Origin of the sequence: Labrys sedimenti (assembly GCF_034424805.1) — a bacterium.
Taxonomy (GTDB): domain Bacteria; phylum Pseudomonadota; class Alphaproteobacteria; order Rhizobiales; family Labraceae; genus Labrys; species Labrys sedimenti.
The window spans coordinates 227,645-245,223 of sequence record NZ_JAXOUF010000004.1 but is presented as its reverse complement, the minus strand read 5'-3'; the positions used below and the strand labels follow the sequence as shown (position 1 = coordinate 245,223).

Below are 17,579 nucleotides of genomic sequence, written 5' to 3'. Positions count from 1 at the left end.
CTGCGTCGCAGATACGGGACCGCGAGACGGGAAAGGTGCCTCATTTGGAGGACGGTCCCGGATCTGCGAAGCGTCACTGCGTGCCGCATCGCGTCCGGGATGACGATATTGGTCCATATGCGTTTGCCCTGCCGGGCATGAGGAGAAAGGTCACAAAAGGTCGTTCAGCGGAATCGCGCATAGTTTTCGCGGAAAGCGGGCAAACGCCGCGCGCACGGGTTGGCCACTGTTCATGGACAGGAGAACGTTCATGAGCATTGTGGTTTTCGATCCGGATCGTGTCGAGGATGTCGACTTCAAGGATCGCATGCGCCATCCGGCGGCCGCGGATCCGGCCGGTGGCATGTGGCTTTCCGATACCGAGCCTTCCTTCATCGATGCCGACGCCCTGCGTAAGGGGCGTCTTGCCCGGCTGCGCCGATGGATGGCCGAGGCGGGCTATGGCGCGGTCGTGCTGTTCGACCCCTACAACCAGCGCTATGCCACCGGCTCGCGCAACATGTTCGGCTACTTCCTGCGCAACTCCACGCGCTATTTCTTCGTCCCCACGCAGGGGCCGATCGTCCTGTTCGAATATCCGCAGAGCTATCATGTCTCGATGGTGCTCGACACGGTCGACGAGGCCAGGCCCTCCAAGCTCGTGTGGTCGTCGGTCTCGGGCCGGGACGACGAGACGGCCGGGCCTTTCGCCGACGAGATCGCCGAGCTTCTGCGAACCCATGGCGGCGGGTCGATGAAGCTCGGCCTCGACCGCTGCAGCCATCTGCAGGCGCTGGCTCTGCAAAAGCGCGGTTGCGACGTCAGGGATTGCCAGGGCGAGATCCTGGCGGTGCGGGCCGTCAAGACGCCGGAGGAGGTCAAGTGCCTTCAGGTTTCGATGGCCGGCGCCGAAGCGGCCGTTGCCTCGGTCCGGGAGGCGATCAAGCCGGGCGTTTCGGAAAACGAGCTCTTCGCCATCATGTATCACGAGGTGATCCGGCAGGGCGGCGAATTCATCGAGACCCGCCTGCTGAGCTCGGGCCAGCGCACCAATCCCTGGTTCAACGAGGCGAGCGGGCGCAAGATCCGCCCGGGCGAATTGGTGGCCCTCGATACCGACACCATTGGCTGCTACGGCTATTATTCCGATTTCTCCCGCACATTCCGCTGTGGGCCGGGCAAGCCGACGACCTATCAGAAGATGCTGTACCGGATGTCCTACGACCAGGTGCAGCACAATATCGGCATCGTGAAGCCGGGCATGGCGTTCCGCGAGATCGCCGAAAAGGCCTGGAAGATCCCCGAGCGCTTCGTCGACCAGCGCTACACCTCGGTGATGCACGGCGTGGGCATGCATGGGGAGACACCGTTCATCGCTCATTCGATCGATTACGAGACCTATGGCCGCGACGGGCACCTGGTGCCGGGCATGGTCGTCTCGGTGGAAAGCTATATCGGCGAGAAGGGCGGGCGCGAAGGCGTCAAGCTCGAAGACGAGATCCTGATCACCGAGACCGGCACGGAGCTGCTGTCGCGCTTTCCCTATGAAGACGAATTCCTGGAAGGACAGATCTGACGTGAAACGGACGCTTCGCATCGACACCGGCAAGATGGCGGCCATCTTCATCGATCTCCAGGAGGAGCATCGGGCCGATCCGCGCTATCTGGTCGAAGGCTATGCCGGCGTCTTGGCGCAGGCGCGCCGCCTGCAGGATGCGGCACGCCGGCATGGCATGCCGCTCTATCACGCCGCCTATGTCGTGGATCCGGCGGCGCCTGGCCGCCCGTTCCATCCGATGCAGGCCGACGGACGCTCGGCTTTCAGCGACAAGGACGATCCCAACATCGCGATCTGCGCCGAGGTGGCGCCGGCTCCAGGGGAGGCAGTCATCTTCAAATCGGAACCCAGCCTGTTCGGCGTTGCCTCGCCGGCGGAAGAACTTCGGCGCAAGGGCATCGAATGGCTGGCGATCGCGGGGGTGTGGACCGAGGCCTGCGTCGATGCGACGGTCAAGGATGCCGTGGCCCTCGGCTTCCACGTGCTGCTGGTCAAGGATGCCTGCGGTACCGCGAGCACCGCGATGCACCAGACCGCCATCCTCAACCTGGCGAACCGGCTCTATGGCGGGGCGGTGGTGTCGACGGACGACGCCTGCCGCCTGATGGCGGGCGGGCCTGTCGAGGCCTGGCAGGTCCAGGGCTCGGTGCCCCTGCGTTTCACCTATGAGAATGCCTCTGGTCTCTATGCGGGACTGTGAGGGATGGTTTGCGGGTTCGAACGACGAAGACAAGACGAGGATCGCGGCGCATCGGCATGATGGAAATCCTGACCTTCATCTCCGACAATCTACATGTGATCGGTGCCAGGGCACTCGAGCACATTTCCATCGTCTTCGTGGCGGTGAGCATCGCCATCGCCACGGCGGTGCCGATCGGCATTGCGATCACCCAGTCCAAAACCGCGGCCGATGCGGTGCTCTACCTCGCCTCGATCATGATCACCGTGCCGTCCATAGCGCTGTTCGGGCTGATGATTCCGCTGCTTTCGCCTCTTGGCCACGGCATCGGCTATGTGCCGGCGGTGATCGCCGTGATCCTCTATTCGCAGCTTCCGATCATCCGCAACACCTATACCGCCATCGCCAATGTCGATCCGGCCCTTAGGGAAGCGGCCACGGGCATGGGCATGAGCACGGTCCAGCGGCTGCGCCAGGTCGAGATCCCCCTGGCCGTGCCGGTGATCATGGCGGGCGTGCGCACCGCCGTGGTGATGAACATCGGGGTGACCGCCATCGCCGCCTATATCGGCGCCGGCGGGCTCGGCACCTTCATCTCGCGCGGCATCAGCCAGTCCGATCCGCGGCAGCTGATCACGGGGGCCTTGGCCGTGTCTCTTCTGGCGATCGCCGCAGACCTGCTTCTCGCTCTGGTGCAGTGGCTGCTGACTTCCAAGGGCATCAAGGGCGGAGCGAGCCGATGATCCGTCTCGAACATCTCACCAAGACCTTCGAAACCGCGGGCAAGCCCTTCGTCGCCGTGGACGACATCAATCTCGATTTGCCGGCGGGGGAGATCTGCGTGCTGGTGGGGCCGTCGGGCTGCGGCAAGACCACGACCATGAAGATGATCAACCGCCTGATCCAGCCCACCAGCGGCAAGGTCTATATCGACGGCAAGGATACCGGCGCGATCGATCCGATCCAGCTCCGCCGTTCGATCGGTTACGTCATCCAGCAGATCGGCCTGTTTCCCAACAAGACCATCTGCGAGAACATCTGCGTGGTGCCCGATCTGCTGGGCTGGGACCGCCGGAAGTCGCGTGCCCGGGCGGGCGAATTGCTCGAACTGGTGGGCATGCAGCCCGATCTTTTCCTCAACCGCTATCCGCGCGAACTGTCCGGCGGCCAGCAGCAGCGCGTCGGCGTGCTGCGCGCGCTCGCCGCCGATCCGCCTGTCATGTTGATGGACGAGCCCTTCGGCGCGATCGACCCGATCAACCGCGAGGTGATCCAGGATGAATTCCTGAAGATGCAGCAGGCGATCCGCAAGACCATCATCTTCGTCTCGCACGATCTCGACGAGGCGGTGAAGATGGCCGATAAGATCGCCATCTTCCGCAGCGGGCGCCTGGAACAATATGCCAGCCCCGACGCGCTGCTGGCCAGGCCTGCCAATGCCTTCATCGAGAATTTCCTCGGCTCCGACCGCGCCCTCAAGCGCCTGCGGCTCGTCACGGCCGGGGAGGCGATGGCTGGGGAGTTCGATGCGGTGCGGGCCGAGGATCCGATCGCGCTGGCGCTCGAGAAGATGCAGGCTTCCGGGCAGCACGCCATCATCATGGTTGCGGCGGACGGCAAGCCCGAAGGCCTGCTCGCGCTCGACCGCGCCAAGACTGCGAGCGGGACTGTCGGTGACCATGCGCGGCCAGTCGAGACCACGGCTGCGCTCCATTCAGACTTGCGCAATGCGGTGGCTTCGATGTTCGCCCAGGACATGCCTGTGCTGCCCTGCGTGGACGAGGCCGGACGGCTCAAGGGGGTCCTGACCTATCGCTCGATCGTCGCCAGCCTCAGCCATGCCGGAGAAATGGGATGAGCGGGTCCGCAGCAGCCGTCGCAACCGGCGAGGGCAGGGGGCGCTCGCACCTCTGGGTACCACTCGCGATGTGGGCGGTGCTGCTCGCCATCTGTCTGTGGCTGTGGCTCAGCGGCATGGCGGGCGAGATCCTCGGCTATTGGGACGATATCACCTATCTGAGCGTGCAGCATATCGAGCTGGTGGCCTGGGCGGGCGGGCTCGCCATCCTCACCGCCGTTCCCGTGGGCATCCTGCTGTCGCGGCCGGCCTTCCGGCGCTTTTCCGAATTCGTGATGCAGGTCTTCAATCTGGGCAGCACGATCCCGACGCTCGCCATCCTCGCCCTGTCGATGACCTGGCTCGGCATCGGCACCCTGCCGTCCGTGTTCGGGCTATGGGCGGCGACCTTGCTGCCGATCGTGCGCAATACCTATGCGGGTTTGCGCGCGGTTCCGCCCCATCTCCTGGAGGCGGCGCGCGGCATGGGCATGACACCACTGCAAACCCTGTGGCGGGTGGAATTGCCCAATTCGCTGTTCGTCATCTTCGGTGGCATCCGCACCGCGCTGGCGATCTGCGTGGGCTCGGCCCCGCTCGCCTTCCTGATCGGGGCCGGCAGCCTGGGGGAGCTGATCTTCACCGGCATCGCCCTCGACGAGTTGCCGATGATGCTCGCCGGTGCCATTCCCACCGCGATCCTGGCCGTGCTGACCGACTTCCTGGTCGGCCGGCTGCAATATTACCTCGTCCCGCGAGGCATCAATCCGCTGCGCTGAACAGCGGCAACAAGCAACAGAGGGAAAGACGATGACAATGCTGAAGAAACTGAGCAGGAGCGTGTGTTCGGGCGTGTTTTCGGCTGCCGTACTGGCGGCGGCCGGTGGCGTGGCCCTGGCCGCCAATCTCACGGTCGGCGGCAAGGATTTCACCGAGCAGCAGATCATCGCCGAGATGACGACGCAGCTTTTGACCAGCAAGGGCTACACGATCGACAAGAAGAACGGCATGGGGACCAAGATCGTCCGCGCCGCCCTGGAGAACGGCGAGGTCGATCTTTATTGGGAATATACCGGCACCTCCCTCGTCACCTTCAACAAGGTGACGGACAAGCTCTCGCCGCAGCAGACCTATGATCGGGTCAAGCAGCTCGACGGCGAGAAGGGGCTGGTCTGGCTGGCGCCATCGAAGGCCAACAACACCTATGCCATGGTGGTGCGCAAGGACAACCCGAAGACGGACGGGCTGAAGACGGTCTCCGACATGGCGGCTGCCTACAAGGCCGGAACGGCGTTGATGATGGGCACCACGGCCGAATTCCCCAAGCGCCAGGACGGCCTGCTCGGCCTGCAGAAGACCTATGACTTCGAGGCCGGCCGCGCCAACGTCAAGCCGATGGATCTCGGTCTCGCCTATCGCGCCCTCGCTAACAAGGATCTCGACGTCATTTCAGCCCAGGCGACCGATGGCCAGATCGCGGCGCTGGGGCTGCGTGTGCTTGCCGACGACAAGGGCTTCTTTCCCAACTATGCCCTGACGCCGGTGGTGCGCAAGACCGTGCTCGACGCCCATCCCGACCTGAAGCCGACCCTCGAGGCGCTCTCGGCCAAGCTCGACGATGCCACCATGCAGAAGCTGAACGGCGAGGTCGATGTCGACAAGAAGACGGTCGAAGTGGTCGCCGCCGATTTCCTCAACCAGAACGGCTTGAAGTGAGCCCGTGGGCCGGCTCCGATGGGCTGGCCCATTCTTCCCGAATTTTCGCGCCAGCGCCGTCCGGAGGCGCCCGGCAGGGGGACAGACCATGATCAGCATTCTGCCGAAGCGCGCGATCGCCGCCTTATGCGTCGCAGCCTCCTTCGTGTTGGGCGCCAACGCCTCGGCCGCCACGCTCACCGTTGGCGGCAAGGATTTCACCGAGCAGTTCCTGCTCGCCGAAATGACCCGGCAGCTCCTGGAGAGCAAGGGCTATGCCGTCACCAAGAAGGACGGCATGGGCACCAACATCGTGCGTGCCGCCCTGGAGAACGGCCAGGTCGATCTCTATTGGGAATATACGGGCACCTCGCTGGTAACCTTCAACAAGGTGACGGAGCCGCTCTCACCCGAGGCGACCTATGCCAGGGTCAAGGAACTGGATGGCGCCAAGGGGCTGGTCTGGCTGGCGCCATCGAAGGCCAACAACACCTATGCGCTGGCGATCCGGCCGGGCAATGCCAAGACGGACGGGCTCAAGACCTTTTCCGATCTCGCAGCCGTTTACAAGGACGGCAAGCCGGTCCTGCTCGGCGCTACGGCGGAATTTCCCAAGCGCGAGGACGGCCTGATTGGCCTGGAGAAGAAATACGGCTTCAAGGCCGGGCGCGCCAATCTGCGGCCGATGGAGATCGGGCTCGTCTATAACGCCCTTGCCGCCGGCGACATCGACGTCGCCACGGTGGGCGCCACCGATGGGCGCATCGCCGCCATGAAGCTGATCCTGCTCAAGGACGACAAGGGTTTCTTCCCGAACTATGCGCTGGTGCCGGTCGTCAGGCAGGCCACGCTCGAGGCCCATCCGGACCTGAAAGCCACGCTCGAGGCGCTTTCGGCCAAGCTGGACGACGCCACCATGCAGGCGCTGAACGGCGAAGTCGACGTCCACAAGAAGGCGATCGAGGATGTCGCCAAGGCCTACCTCAAGCAGGCGGGATTGCTTTGATCCTGGCTGGCGCTTGGACTTGAACGATGAATGACCGTCCTTGCGAGCGTAGCGAAGCAATCCAGGGCTTCAGACGCAGTGTTTATAACCTCTGGATTGCTTCGCTATGCTCGCAATGACGATCGACCCTTCACGAGAATCCTGCTTACGTCTGCCTGTGGTACCCGATAATGACGCCGGACTACACTCGACTGATAGACGCCGAAACCTGGGACTTCATTATCAGGACGAATGCCTTCTATCCGCCTGAAGCGGTCGACTGGCCGATCGAGCGCAACCGAGAGGTCTATGACCGGATGGCCCAGGCCTTTCATGCCGGCCGTCCACCCGGCATTGCGGTCGAGACCACGGCTGTGGAGACGCCGAGCCATGTCATTCCGATCCGGATCTATTCGGCGGAACGCCACAATGATCGTGCGACGATCCTCTATTTCCATGGCGGCGGCTTCGTGCTGGGAGGCCTCGACAGCCATGACGACGTCTGCGCCGAGTTCTGCGCGGCGACAGGCCTGACGGTCGTCTCGGTCGATTATCGCCTGGCGCCCGAAAATGGGGGAACGGCAGCGCTGGACGATGCCATTGCCGCCTATGGCTGGGTGACGGCCGGGCTCGAGCGCCCGGTTGTGCTGGCGGGCGATTCCGCCGGCGGCAATCTCGCCGCCTGCGTGGCGGATCATGTGGGCAGAGAGGGGCGGCGACCGATCGGGCAGGCGCTAATCTATCCCCTGCTGGGGGCCGATGTCGACAAGGGCTCCTATCTGACCCATGCCGAGGCGCCCCTGTTGACCACCCGCGATGTCCTCTATTATCGCGATGTGCGCACCGGCGGCCTCGATTGCAGCGCCGATCCACGCTTCACGCCACTTGCCAGCCCCAGCTTCGGCCACCTGCCGCCGACCTTCGTCTTTACGGCCCAATGCGACCCGCTTTCTTCCGATGGCGAGGTCTATTGCAGCCGGCTGCGCGCCGAGGGCGTCCCCGCCTCCTGGCACGAGGAGGAAGGGCTGCCGCACAGTTTTCTGAGGGCCCGCGGGACGGCATCACGCGCGAAAGCTGCGATGGACCGCATTACCCAGGCTCTCTCGACGCTTGCCGCTGGCGCGCACGCTTAGGCGAGGCAACGCCACCCCCATCGATATCAGGAAGGAACGAGCAATATGGTCAAGATCTCGCAGGTGCGCGTCAGGCCGCTGGTGCTGCCCCTCAAGCAGCCCTATCACTGGTCCTATGGCATCAAGGAGAATTTCGCCGTCAATCTGGTCGAGATCGAGGCCGACAACGGGATGGTCGGCATCGGTGAATGCACCGTGGCACCGGACCAGGCCGGGACGGCGGCGATCCTCAGGCGGTTGACGGGGCATCTGGTCGGCCAGTCCCCCTATGATGTTGCGCCGCTGATCGCGCGCATCTTCCACCAGGAATATCTCGGCCATGGCGCCAACATCATGCGTGCGGCCAACCAGATGTTTTCGGGCGTAGACATGGCAATGTGGGACCTGCAGGGCAAGCTTGCCGGCCTGCCGGTCCATCGTCTCCTCGGCGGGGCCCATCGCCCGGCCGTCGGCTATTTCTATTTCCTGCAGGGGGAGACCGCCGAGGAACTGGCGCGCGATGCCGCAGCCGGTCGGGAGCGCGGCGAGCGTGTCTTCTATTTGAAGGTCGGCCGGGGCGAGAAGCTCGACCTCGAAATCACCGCGGCGGTGCGCCGCGAGATCGGCGATGCCCGCCTGCGGCTCGATGCCAATGAAGGCTGGAGCGTACATGACGCGATCAACATGTGCCGCAAGCTCGAGAAATTCGAGATCGAGTTCATCGAGCAGCCGACCGTGAGCTGGAGCATCCCGGCCATGGCGCATGTGCGCGAAGCCGTCGGCATTCCGATCGTCGCCGACCAGGCGGCCTTCACGCTCTACGACGTCCACGAGATCTGCCGCCAGCGCGCCGCCGACATGATCTGCATCGGGCCGCGCGAGATCGGTGGCATCCAGCCCATGCTGAAGGCGGCGGCGGTCGCCGAGGCGGCGGGGCTGAAGATCTGCATCCACAGTTCCTTCACCACCGGCATCACCACCTGTGCCGAGCACCACATCGCGCTTGCCATCTCCAATCTCGACGACGGCAACCAGATCATGTGGCAGCTGGTGCAAAAGGACATCGTGGCTTCCCCCGACCTCGATCCGAAGCAGGGCTGGATCGAGGCTCTCCAGGCTCCCGGCCTCGGCTTCGAGCTCGACGGGGATCTGATCGGGGACGGCGAGAAGCGATTTGCACAGGCGGCGTAAGACAGCCTGATCATCGCTCCACCGAGCTCCACCGATCATGGCAGCCTCGGCACCGTGCCTTTCGGCATCCGATCAGAGGCCGAGAGCGACTTTTCGGCCGTCGAAAAAGGCATAGGGGGCCTGGCGCGGCGCTGCGCCGTCGCCGATCTCCACATAGGGTATGTCCCGGGCCGCAAGGTCCGTGGCGAGCCAATTCGCCGCGATATTGGTCATGGCCAGCACTAGGCTGTCGGCTGCAACGAACGATCTTTCACCGCTGTTGTGGTCGATGATCGTGGCGCCCTGGCCATGCCATTCGGCGATGCTGACCTCGACCTGCCAGCTGACACCGAGCTTCTTGAGGATCCGCCGCAGGGGAACGTCGGCGGTGGTGCGCTGCAGTTCCTTGCCGACGAAGGCATCCGGCGTGAGGATGGTGACCTCGTGGCCATCCTCCGCCAGTTTCCAGGCCGTCCCGCCGCCGCGCCAGCCGCCGCCCTCGTCGAGCAGCAGCACCCGCTTGCCGAGACGGGCCTGGCGGCTCATCACGGCCTCGATCGAAAAGACATTGCCCTTTTCGATGCCGGGCAGCGTTTCGATTGCCGGAAGGGTTTTCTGGAAGCCGGTGTCGGGCGGCAGGGAGCCGGTGGCGAGGATGACGGCATCCGGTACCATCGCCGCCACGTCGTCGGCCTCCATATAGCAGTTCAGGCGGATATCGACGCCGAGCTTGTGCAACTGGCGTTCATACCAGGCGAGAAGATCGAGGATCTGGGCGCGGCGCGGCTGCAGGCCGGCGAGCAGGAAATTGCCGCCGAGCCGGCTGGAAGCCTCGGCCAGCGTCACTCTGTGTCCGCGTTCGGCGGCGACGCGGGCTGCTTCCAGGCCTGCCGGGCCACCACCCACCACCAGCACATGCCTTGGCGTGCCGGCCGGCTCGAAACGGTCGCCGCCCCACATGAACTCCCGCCCGACGGAGGGATTGATCAGGCAACTGATCCAATAGTCGCGCGAGCGGCGCCCCCAGCACATCTGGTTGCAGGAGATGCAGCCCCTGATGTCGTCCGGCCGGTCTTCGCCGGCCTTCCGAGCCAGATGCGGATCGGCGATCTGGCCGCGCACGATGGAAACCAGGTCGGCAACCCCTTCGCCCAGGACCGTCTCGGCATTTTCGGGTGTGCGGATATGGCTTTCGGCAATGACGACCGCATGCGTCGTGGCGGTCTTGATCCTGGCCGCCAGATCTGCACCGAGCTTTTCGGGATAGAGAAAGGTCGGCATCAGCTTGTGAAAGTCGAGATAGCCGCCGGAACCGCAGGTGACGTAGTCGATCAGGCCCTGTCGGTCGTGCAGGCCTACGATTTCGGCCAGTTCGTCGCGGCTGAGCGCGACGGTGTAGTCGGGCTCGTCGCTGACGGCCAGCCCGATGATGAAATCCTCGCCGCATGTCTTGCGGATGCGCGTGAGGATTTCCCGCGACAGGCGCGTGCGGTTCTCCAGGGTACCGCCCCATTGGTCCTCGCGGCGGTTGGTCCACGGCGTCCAGAACTGGTCGACCAGGCCGAGATAGGCGGCCCAGACCTCCACGCCGTCGAAGCCGGCGGCCTGGCACCGGTGCGCAGCCTCCACGAAACTCTCGATCGTCTCCCAAATCTCGGCCTCGCTCATCGCATGCGAGCCGTCGCTGTCATGGTAGCTCGGCAGGCCCGAGGGGGACCAATGGGGATGAAAGGAATTGTCGGAGTCGCCATGGGCGCCGATGTGATAGAGCTGCTGGACGGCGACGGCGCCATTGTCCTTGATGGCGCCGATGACTTTCCGGAAGGCAGGTATGACGCTGTCGTCGCAGGGGCGGAAATTGCCGCGGGTGAGGATGGCGGCGGGATGGACGGGCATCGGCTCCACCACGATCATGCCGGCGCCGCCCTTGGCACGTTCGGCATAATAGGCCGCATGCCGCTCCGTCGGCAGCCCGTTCACCGCCATGTTCGCAGTGTGGGCGCCGAAGACGATCCTGTTCCTCAGCGTGTGCGTGCCGATCGTAAGCGGTGAGAACAGGCGGGGAAACTGCTTGGACACCGTGGCCATCCGGCAGGTTGAGAGGGCGTTGGCGAGGGGCGAGGGCTTCTCCCGCGCCCCTCGGCTTGCTTGCTTTTGCAGCCGCCCGTCAGTGCGAGGCACGACGGCAGCTATGAGCCGCCCCGAGATTCACCACGCCGACGGGCCTGCCCGCCGGATCGAGGATGGCGTCGTCGTCATGCCGGCGGTGGACGAGCACTTGGGACGAAGCCCATGCTGCCATAGCCTCCCGTTTAGAAGCAATAAAAATGTACACTATTGTCAAAAAACATGACGACGCAGTTAGAGGCCAATTGACACTTATGTACATTTTGCCTAGCTTTTCGGTGCACATGCAACGCTGGACCCCCGAGCCATGTCGAACGATCCTCTTCTGCAGCCCTTTCAGCTCAAGCATCTCACGCTGCGCAACCGCATCATCGTGACCTCGCATGAACCGGCCTATCCCGAGGACGGCATGCCGAAGGAGCGCTATCGGGCCTATCACGTGGAGCGAGCCAAGGGCGGGGTCGCCATGACCATGACGGCGGGATCGGCAGCCATTTCGAAGGACAGCCCGCCGGTCTTCAACAATCTGCTCGCCTACAAGGACGAGATCGTGCCCTGGCTCAAGGACCTGACCGACGCCGTCCACGAGCACGGCGCGGCCGTGATGATCCAGCTCACGCATCTCGGCCGCCGCACGCGCTGGGACAAGGGCGATTGGCTGCCGGTCGTAGCCCCATCCCACCAGCGCGAAGCAGCGCACCGTGCCTTTCCCAAGAAGCTGGAAGACTGGGACATCGAGCGCATCATCAAGGATTTCGCCGACGCAGCCGAGCGCATGAAGGCAGGCGGCATGGATGGTATCGAGCTCGAAGCCTATGGCCATCTGATCGACCAGTTCTGGTCGCCGCTCACCAACGAACTGGACGGCCCCTATGGCGGTTCGCTTGAAAATCGTCTTCGCTTCGGCTTCGACGTCCTGAAGGCCATCCGCGAACGGGTCGGCCCCGACTTCCTCGTCGGCGTGCGCTACACGGCGGACGAGCAGCTCGAGGGCGGCACGACCAGGGAAGAGGGCCTGGAGATTTCACGCCGGCTCAAGGAGAGCAGCCTGATCGATTTTCTCAACGTCATCCGCGGCCATATCGATACCGATGCCGGGCTGACCGACGTCATCCCGATCCAGGGCATGGCGAATTCGCCGCACCTGGATTTCGCCGGGGAGATCCGAGCGGCCACGCAGTTTCCCACTTTCCATGCCGCCAAGATCCCGGATGTCGCCACGGCGCGTCATGCCATCGCCGCCGGCAAGGTCGACATGATCGGGATGACGCGTGCCCACATGACGGATCCGCATCTGGTCCGCAAGATCATCGAAAAACGCGAGGACGACATCCGGCCCTGCGTCGGCGCCAATTACTGCCTCGACCGCATCTATCAGGGTGGAGCCGCCTATTGCATCCACAATCCGGCCACCGGCCGCGAGCTGACAATGCCGCATACCCTGCAAGCGGCCGAAGTTCGCAAGACTGTTGCCGTCATCGGCGCTGGTCCGGCGGGCCTGGAGGCGGCGAGGGTCGCCGCCGGGCGGGGGCATCGGGTCGTCGTCTTCGAGGCTGCCGGCAAGCCGGGCGGGCAGGTCAGGCTCACCGCCCAGAGCCCGCGGCGCAAGGAGATGATCAGCATCATCGAGTGGCGCATGAGCCAGTGCGAGAAGCTGGGCGTGACCTTCCATTTCAACACCTGGGCGGATGCCGACAGTATCGAGGCCGAGAAGCCGGACGTGGTGATCGTCGCCACGGGCGGGCTGCCGCATACGGAAGTGCTCTCCAAGGGCAACGAGCTCGTCGTCTCCGCCTGGGACATCATTTCAGGCGATGTCAAACCCGGTTCCAACGTGCTCATCTTCGACGATGCCGGCGACCATGCCGGTTTGCAGGCCGCCGAGATCCTGGCGCAGGCGGGGGCGAAGGTGGAGATCATGACGCCGGACCGCTCTTTCGCGCCCGAGGTCATGGGCATGAATTTGGTGCCCTATATGCGTTCCCTGCAGAAACTGGATGTCACCTTCACCGTTACCTACCGCCTTCTTGCCGTTGAAAAGGCGGGGAACCAGCTGGTCGCCCACATCGGCAGCGACTATGGCGGCATCGTCAGGCAGCGCAGTTTCGACCAGATCGTCGTCAATCACGGCACGATCCCGCTCGACGACCTCTATTTCGAGCTGAAGCCGTCATCGAGCAATCTCGGCGAGATGTCCTACGAGCAATTGATCGCCGGCCAGCCCCAATCCGTGGTCCGCAACGGGGAAGGCCAGTTCCAGCTCTTCCGCATCGGCGATGCGGTTGCCGCTCGCAATACCCATGCGGCCATCTATGATGGCCTCAGGCTGGCCAAGGATATCTGATCGTGAGGGTTCGATGACGCAGCGAAGCATGGTCCTTCAGAATTTCGTCGACGCAGCCCGAGAGGCTTTCGGTCAATTCGCGCAGGATCCGGATGCAAGCCGGTCCATCGCAGAGATCTTCAGGGCCCTGGAAGAGCCGAGGGAGGCAAGGGCGGGCGCTGGCGCCCGTCTGCCGGCCTGCGGGCATCTCGATCAGGCCCTTGCGGTCGAAACGGGCCACACGACGCTCGACAGGCTGCTCCAATGCTTCAGGGCGGTCGAGCCGTCCCTGCAATGGCGTCGCCGTCCGAACAATGATGGCACGGCCAGCGCCAATTTCGAGGACGGGCACGCCAATGCGATGCTTCTGGGCCCCGGTGGCCTGGAGGAACGCGGGGACGTCTGGCTCGGCGTGTCGCTGATGGCGCCGAAGGTACGCTATCCCGACCATGACCATGCCCCCGAGGAGGTCTATCTGGTGTCGTCGGACGGCGAGTTCCGGCAAGGGGAGGGAGACTGGTTTTCGCCTGGGATTGGCGGCTCGTTCTACAACAGACCCGGTATCAGGCATGCGATGCGCTCGCTCGGCACGCCGCTATTCGCCTTCTGGGCGTTGCAGGCGGGCAACCGGCCCTGAGGCAGCCCCGGGCTGATTGGGCCCCGAAACAAGTTATGGCTTGAAGTCATGCCTGGCGTGGAAGCGATCGAGCTCGCGCTGTTCAGGCCGGACACCGGTAAAGATCTCGACATATTCGGGAATGCGCTTCATGCGAACGCCGACATCTTCCTGCATCTGCATCGAGATATAGCCAATCTGGGTGAGATAGGTTGTCCGGGCCCGCACGTCGGCCGTGATGGCGGTATAGCCGAACCGTGTGAACATCTGCGCAAGCGCTTCGAGGCGGATCTGGTCGGCAGTTCTCACTTCAGCGAGGATGTCCGAGGATTCGAGGGCCCAACTGCGTACGGCGAATTCGAACTGGGCGTCGAACAGGGTCTTGTCGATCCAGCAATCATTGACATTGAGCATCGCTTCGGCGATCGACTCGGCATAGGCCTGCGCCTGCTTGACGAGGTTGCCGGTGTTCTTGTCGCGCCAGCGCGCGATGAGGGCGCCGAGGAGTTCCTCGCGATCCTTGAAGAACCAATAGAAGCTGGTGCGCGACAGGCCGAGTTTCTTGGCCAGAGGCAGAATCTTGACCGTGCTGACCCCGGATTCGAGCAGGAGTTCATAGGCCGCCTCCAGCCAGACTTCGGCCGAGCCCCGCCAGCCTGTTTCGCCCAAAACCTGGTCCATGCAATGCCTCCATCAAACGGCAAATCGGCGATCAGGCGAAATGCACATGGATGTCGAGCATAGCGTCAATTATGTCGATTTAGTAGACATAAATGTACAGGTCTGGAACAGTATTCGGGCGCCATGTTGACCTTGATAGTGCCCCATTGCGGGCACTCGGCAAACCAGGGCGGCGATGGACGTGCATGAATGCCCTCCCGCTCCCCGGCGGGAAGGCGTTCAAGCCATTGTAGTATCTTGGATCGAAATCGCCTCTTCCGGGAGACAAGCGCAGGCATCCTTGGCCATGGGCGCTGGCGTGTCGATCTCCGAACCGACATCTTTGCTCCAGACGTCTTTCCCGCAAGCGTGTCGTTTCCAAGAATGTCGATCTGGAGATCGACATTCCAATCCTGCACCATACTCGTAAAGTCAGCACTTATGGGCAAGGATGTCTGCGATTGGCACTCGCACTGCAATTGCGGTTGGCTGGAGTCGGCACCGGGAACTATCTGTCGATCACCAGGTCGCTCAATGGCTTTGAGCAGCAGGGCAGGAAGAAGCCGGCATCGACCTCGCGCTGACGGATGCCGCCATTGTGCTGCATGTCGACGCTGCCGCTGACGAGCTTGGACTTGCAGGTGCCGCACAGGCCATTGGCGCAGGACGAGGGAAGGCGAACTCCGGCCTTCTTGGCGGAAGACAGCACTGTCTGCCCGCCGGCGACGTCGATGGTGCGCGACTGCTTGGCGAACTCGACCTTGAAGAGTTTGGCTTGCGGCAGGACTTCGGCAGGCGGCTCCTCGACGCCAGCACCGTCGAAGCTCTCCTCGTAATAATTGTGGGCCGGGCTTCCCAATTCGGCGCTGAAGGAGCGGACAGCCTGCATGAAGGGCGCCGGGCCGCAGCACATGATCACCCGCTCCGCGAGATCCGGAATGGCCAGCGACAGGAACGCCTTGGATAGCCGCCCGGTCAATCCCGGCCAGGATGGCTCGCCGGCGACGTGTTCGGGAAGCAGGATCAGCCGCAGGCCTTTCAGGCGGTTCGCCAGCACGCCGAGTTCGTCCCGGAAGACGAGGTCGCGGGGCGTCCTGGCCGCGTGGACGAACGCCACGTCCGCGGCTTGCGCCGAGTCGGCGATGTCCCTGACGATCGACATCAGCGGGGTGATGCCCGAGCCGCCCGACAGCAAGGCAAGCTTGGCCGGTGCGGTCGCCGGCCGGACGAAGGCGCCAAGCGGCCCCAAGGCCTTGACCGTCATGCCGGGAACGAGATTGTCGTGCAGCCAGTTCGAGACGCGGCCGCCCTCGGTGCGCTTCACGGTGACGGTGATGGCCTTCCGCCTCGCCGGCGAGGAGGACATGCTGTAGCAGCGGCTTTCCGGCAGGCCGTCGATCTCCAGTTCCAGCGACAGATGCTGGCCCGCCTCGAAATCGAAGGCCTTGCCGTCCGGCGACAGGAAGGTGAAGCTCTTCACGTCATGCGTTTCGTCATGGACATCGACGCAGAGCAGCTGATCGAATGCTTCGGCGTGCGGAGCCATGGGCATGCCGGCGCCTGTCTGCAACGAGCCGTCAGTAGCCATTGGCGCGCATCCGATCGATGTACCAAGTGGCGAAATTGTCGAGCTGCCCCTCGGTGAAGGGGGAGTAGGGTCCGGCCTCATAGGCCGGATCGAGGACACCCGAATAGGAGCGGGCGACCAGTTGCGCGTCCTGTTCGTTGGTGGCCATCCACACGCTGGTGAGCTTGTCGAGATCGTAGTCACGACCCTCGACGGCATCCTTGTGCACCAGCCATTTCGTGCGGACGAGGGTTTCGTCCGCACTGAGGGGGATGATCAGCGTGCACACGGCATGGTCGCCCATGAAATGATGCCAGCAATTGTGACCCCACAGATGGACGTCGCCGAGATCCTTGCGCGTCATCGAGCCGAGCAGCTTGGACGAGGCGGCCGTGGCGTCCGGCGTCTGGGACTCGCCGGCGCCCGCGATGATGAGGCGTTGGGTTCGGAAATTGGTGGCGCAGTCGACGAGCTGCTCGACGGCAGCCGAGGGATAGCCCTCAGCCTCCCAGGCCTTGGTGCGCGCCTCGTAGAGGGCCTGGTGCTGCTCGGCCTCTTCCCGGTCCTCGGGACTCAGGCTGGCCGGATCGAAGCCGAAATCCAGATCGATGAAGGAGACGCAGAGCTCGGGGTGATTGGACGAGCAATGGTAGCATTCCCGATTGTTCTCGATGGTGAGCTTCCAATTGCCCTTCTCGATGATCTCGCTCTGGAAGGCGACCTTGCTGTTGGCAATGTCGTAGGGCGCCAGGCGCTCCCGCATCACGGTCTCGAGCGTGCCGATGTCTTCGGGAGGATTGTCCGAGAGGCAGACATAGAGCAGGCCGCCGATCGAACGAAAATGGACCGGCTTGAGGCTCTTGCAGGTCTTGTCGAAGCTCGTGCCCATATGCGGGGCATAGGCGAGTTCGCCATCGAGCTCATAGGTCCACTGATGATAGGGGCAGACGAGCTTGGAGACGATGGACGTGCCGCTGTCCAGCAGGCGGGCACCACGATGGCGACAGACATTGTGCAATACGCGGATCTGGCTGTCGTCGTCGCGCAGCAGGATGATGCTGGAGCTGCCGAGATCGATCACATGGGCATCGCCCGGCTCGGGAACGTCACATTCCAGCCCGACATAGATCCAGTGCCGGCGAAAGAACACGTCGAGATCCGCCTTGAAGACGTCTTCGCGCGTGTAGAGGCCGGCGGGGAGGGCATGGCCCGGCATGCGCTGGTCCAGGAGGGGCGAGATCGCAGATGAGAATGTGTTGAGCATGAGTTTT

16 protein-coding genes are annotated in these 17,579 nt (G+C 63.7%); 11 read left to right on the top strand and 5 right to left on the bottom strand.

The features are described 5' to 3' along the window. Positions 1 to 250: 250 nt before the first annotated feature. From U1R88_RS16165 to U1R88_RS16125, 9 genes are all read left to right on the top strand, one after another. Complete coding sequence (locus tag U1R88_RS16165; RefSeq protein WP_322432149.1) at positions 251 to 1,555, top strand: M24 family metallopeptidase; 1,305 nt, start codon at positions 251 to 253, stop codon at positions 1,553 to 1,555. Position 1,556: 1 nt separating this feature from the next. After that, positions 1,557 to 2,237, top strand: coding sequence for an isochorismatase family protein (locus U1R88_RS16160; protein ID WP_322432148.1), 681 nt, complete (start codon positions 1,557 to 1,559; stop codon positions 2,235 to 2,237). A 59-nt stretch (positions 2,238 to 2,296) separates the two neighbouring features. After that, entirely contained in the window at positions 2,297 to 2,959 is a 663-nt protein-coding gene (locus U1R88_RS16155; RefSeq protein ID WP_068298559.1) for an ABC transporter permease, read from the top strand. After that, positions 2,956 to 4,074 carry an ABC transporter ATP-binding protein gene (locus U1R88_RS16150; protein WP_322432147.1) on the top strand — a complete coding sequence of 373 codons (1,119 nt, stop codon included), beginning with the start codon at positions 2,956 to 2,958 and terminating at the stop codon, positions 4,072 to 4,074. Before U1R88_RS16155 ends, U1R88_RS16150 begins: the two co-directional genes overlap by 4 nt. Continuing rightward, complete coding sequence (locus tag U1R88_RS16145; RefSeq protein WP_322432146.1) at positions 4,071 to 4,832, top strand: ABC transporter permease; 762 nt, start codon at positions 4,071 to 4,073, stop codon at positions 4,830 to 4,832. Before U1R88_RS16150 ends, U1R88_RS16145 begins: the two co-directional genes overlap by 4 nt. A gap of 37 nt (positions 4,833 to 4,869) precedes the next feature. Next, the gene (locus U1R88_RS16140) at positions 4,870 to 5,769 is read left to right on the top strand and encodes a glycine betaine ABC transporter substrate-binding protein (RefSeq protein ID WP_322432145.1); all 900 of its coding nucleotides are present in this window, start codon (positions 4,870 to 4,872) and stop codon (positions 5,767 to 5,769) included. Positions 5,770 to 5,857: 88 nt separating this feature from the next. After that, entirely contained in the window at positions 5,858 to 6,754 is an 897-nt protein-coding gene (locus tag U1R88_RS16135; protein WP_322432144.1) for a glycine betaine ABC transporter substrate-binding protein, read from the top strand. Positions 6,755 to 6,924: 170 nt separating this feature from the next. Beyond that, entirely contained in the window at positions 6,925 to 7,866 is a 942-nt protein-coding gene (locus U1R88_RS16130; protein WP_322432143.1) for an alpha/beta hydrolase, read from the top strand. A gap of 45 nt (positions 7,867 to 7,911) precedes the next feature. After that, the gene (locus tag U1R88_RS16125) at positions 7,912 to 9,036 is read left to right on the top strand and encodes a mandelate racemase/muconate lactonizing enzyme family protein (RefSeq protein WP_322432142.1); all 1,125 of its coding nucleotides are present in this window, start codon (positions 7,912 to 7,914) and stop codon (positions 9,034 to 9,036) included. 72 nt (positions 9,037 to 9,108) lie between these two features. Here U1R88_RS16125 and U1R88_RS16120 read toward each other — a convergent pair whose 3' ends face one another. Together U1R88_RS16120 and U1R88_RS16115 are read right to left on the bottom strand one after the other, a co-directional pair. After that, positions 9,109 to 11,094, bottom strand: coding sequence for an oxidoreductase (locus U1R88_RS16120; protein WP_322432141.1), 1,986 nt, complete (start codon positions 11,092 to 11,094; stop codon positions 9,109 to 9,111). Between the two features lie 88 nt (positions 11,095 to 11,182). Further along, positions 11,183 to 11,317 carry a hypothetical protein gene (locus U1R88_RS16115; protein ID WP_322432140.1) on the bottom strand — a complete coding sequence of 45 codons (135 nt, stop codon included), beginning with the start codon at positions 11,315 to 11,317 and terminating at the stop codon, positions 11,183 to 11,185. Between the two features lie 132 nt (positions 11,318 to 11,449). On the opposite strand from U1R88_RS16115, the gene U1R88_RS16110 reads away from it, so the two are divergent. Then, positions 11,450 to 13,486: an NADH:flavin oxidoreductase gene (locus tag U1R88_RS16110; RefSeq protein ID WP_322432139.1), complete on the top strand. Its 2,037-nt coding sequence runs from the start codon at positions 11,450 to 11,452 to the stop codon at positions 13,484 to 13,486. Positions 13,487 to 13,499: 13 nt separating this feature from the next. Next, positions 13,500 to 14,102: a dimethylsulfoniopropionate lyase gene (locus U1R88_RS16105; RefSeq protein ID WP_322432138.1), complete on the top strand. Its 603-nt coding sequence runs from the start codon at positions 13,500 to 13,502 to the stop codon at positions 14,100 to 14,102. Positions 14,103 to 14,135: 33 nt separating this feature from the next. Here the strand turns inward: U1R88_RS16105 and U1R88_RS16100 are convergent, their stop codons facing one another. From U1R88_RS16100 to U1R88_RS16090, 3 genes are all read right to left on the bottom strand, one after another. Continuing rightward, positions 14,136 to 14,762 carry a TetR/AcrR family transcriptional regulator gene (locus tag U1R88_RS16100; RefSeq protein ID WP_322432137.1) on the bottom strand — a complete coding sequence of 209 codons (627 nt, stop codon included), beginning with the start codon at positions 14,760 to 14,762 and terminating at the stop codon, positions 14,136 to 14,138. A gap of 487 nt (positions 14,763 to 15,249) precedes the next feature. Next, positions 15,250 to 16,329 (bottom strand): FAD-binding oxidoreductase, encoded by a 1,080-nt coding sequence (locus U1R88_RS16095; protein WP_425545440.1) that lies wholly within the window; start codon positions 16,327 to 16,329, stop codon positions 15,250 to 15,252. After that, positions 16,319 to 17,572 (bottom strand): aromatic ring-hydroxylating oxygenase subunit alpha, encoded by a 1,254-nt coding sequence (locus U1R88_RS16090; RefSeq protein WP_322432136.1) that lies wholly within the window; start codon positions 17,570 to 17,572, stop codon positions 16,319 to 16,321. The genes U1R88_RS16095 and U1R88_RS16090 overlap by 11 nt, the downstream gene beginning before the upstream one ends. Positions 17,573 to 17,579 lie beyond the last annotated feature (7 nt).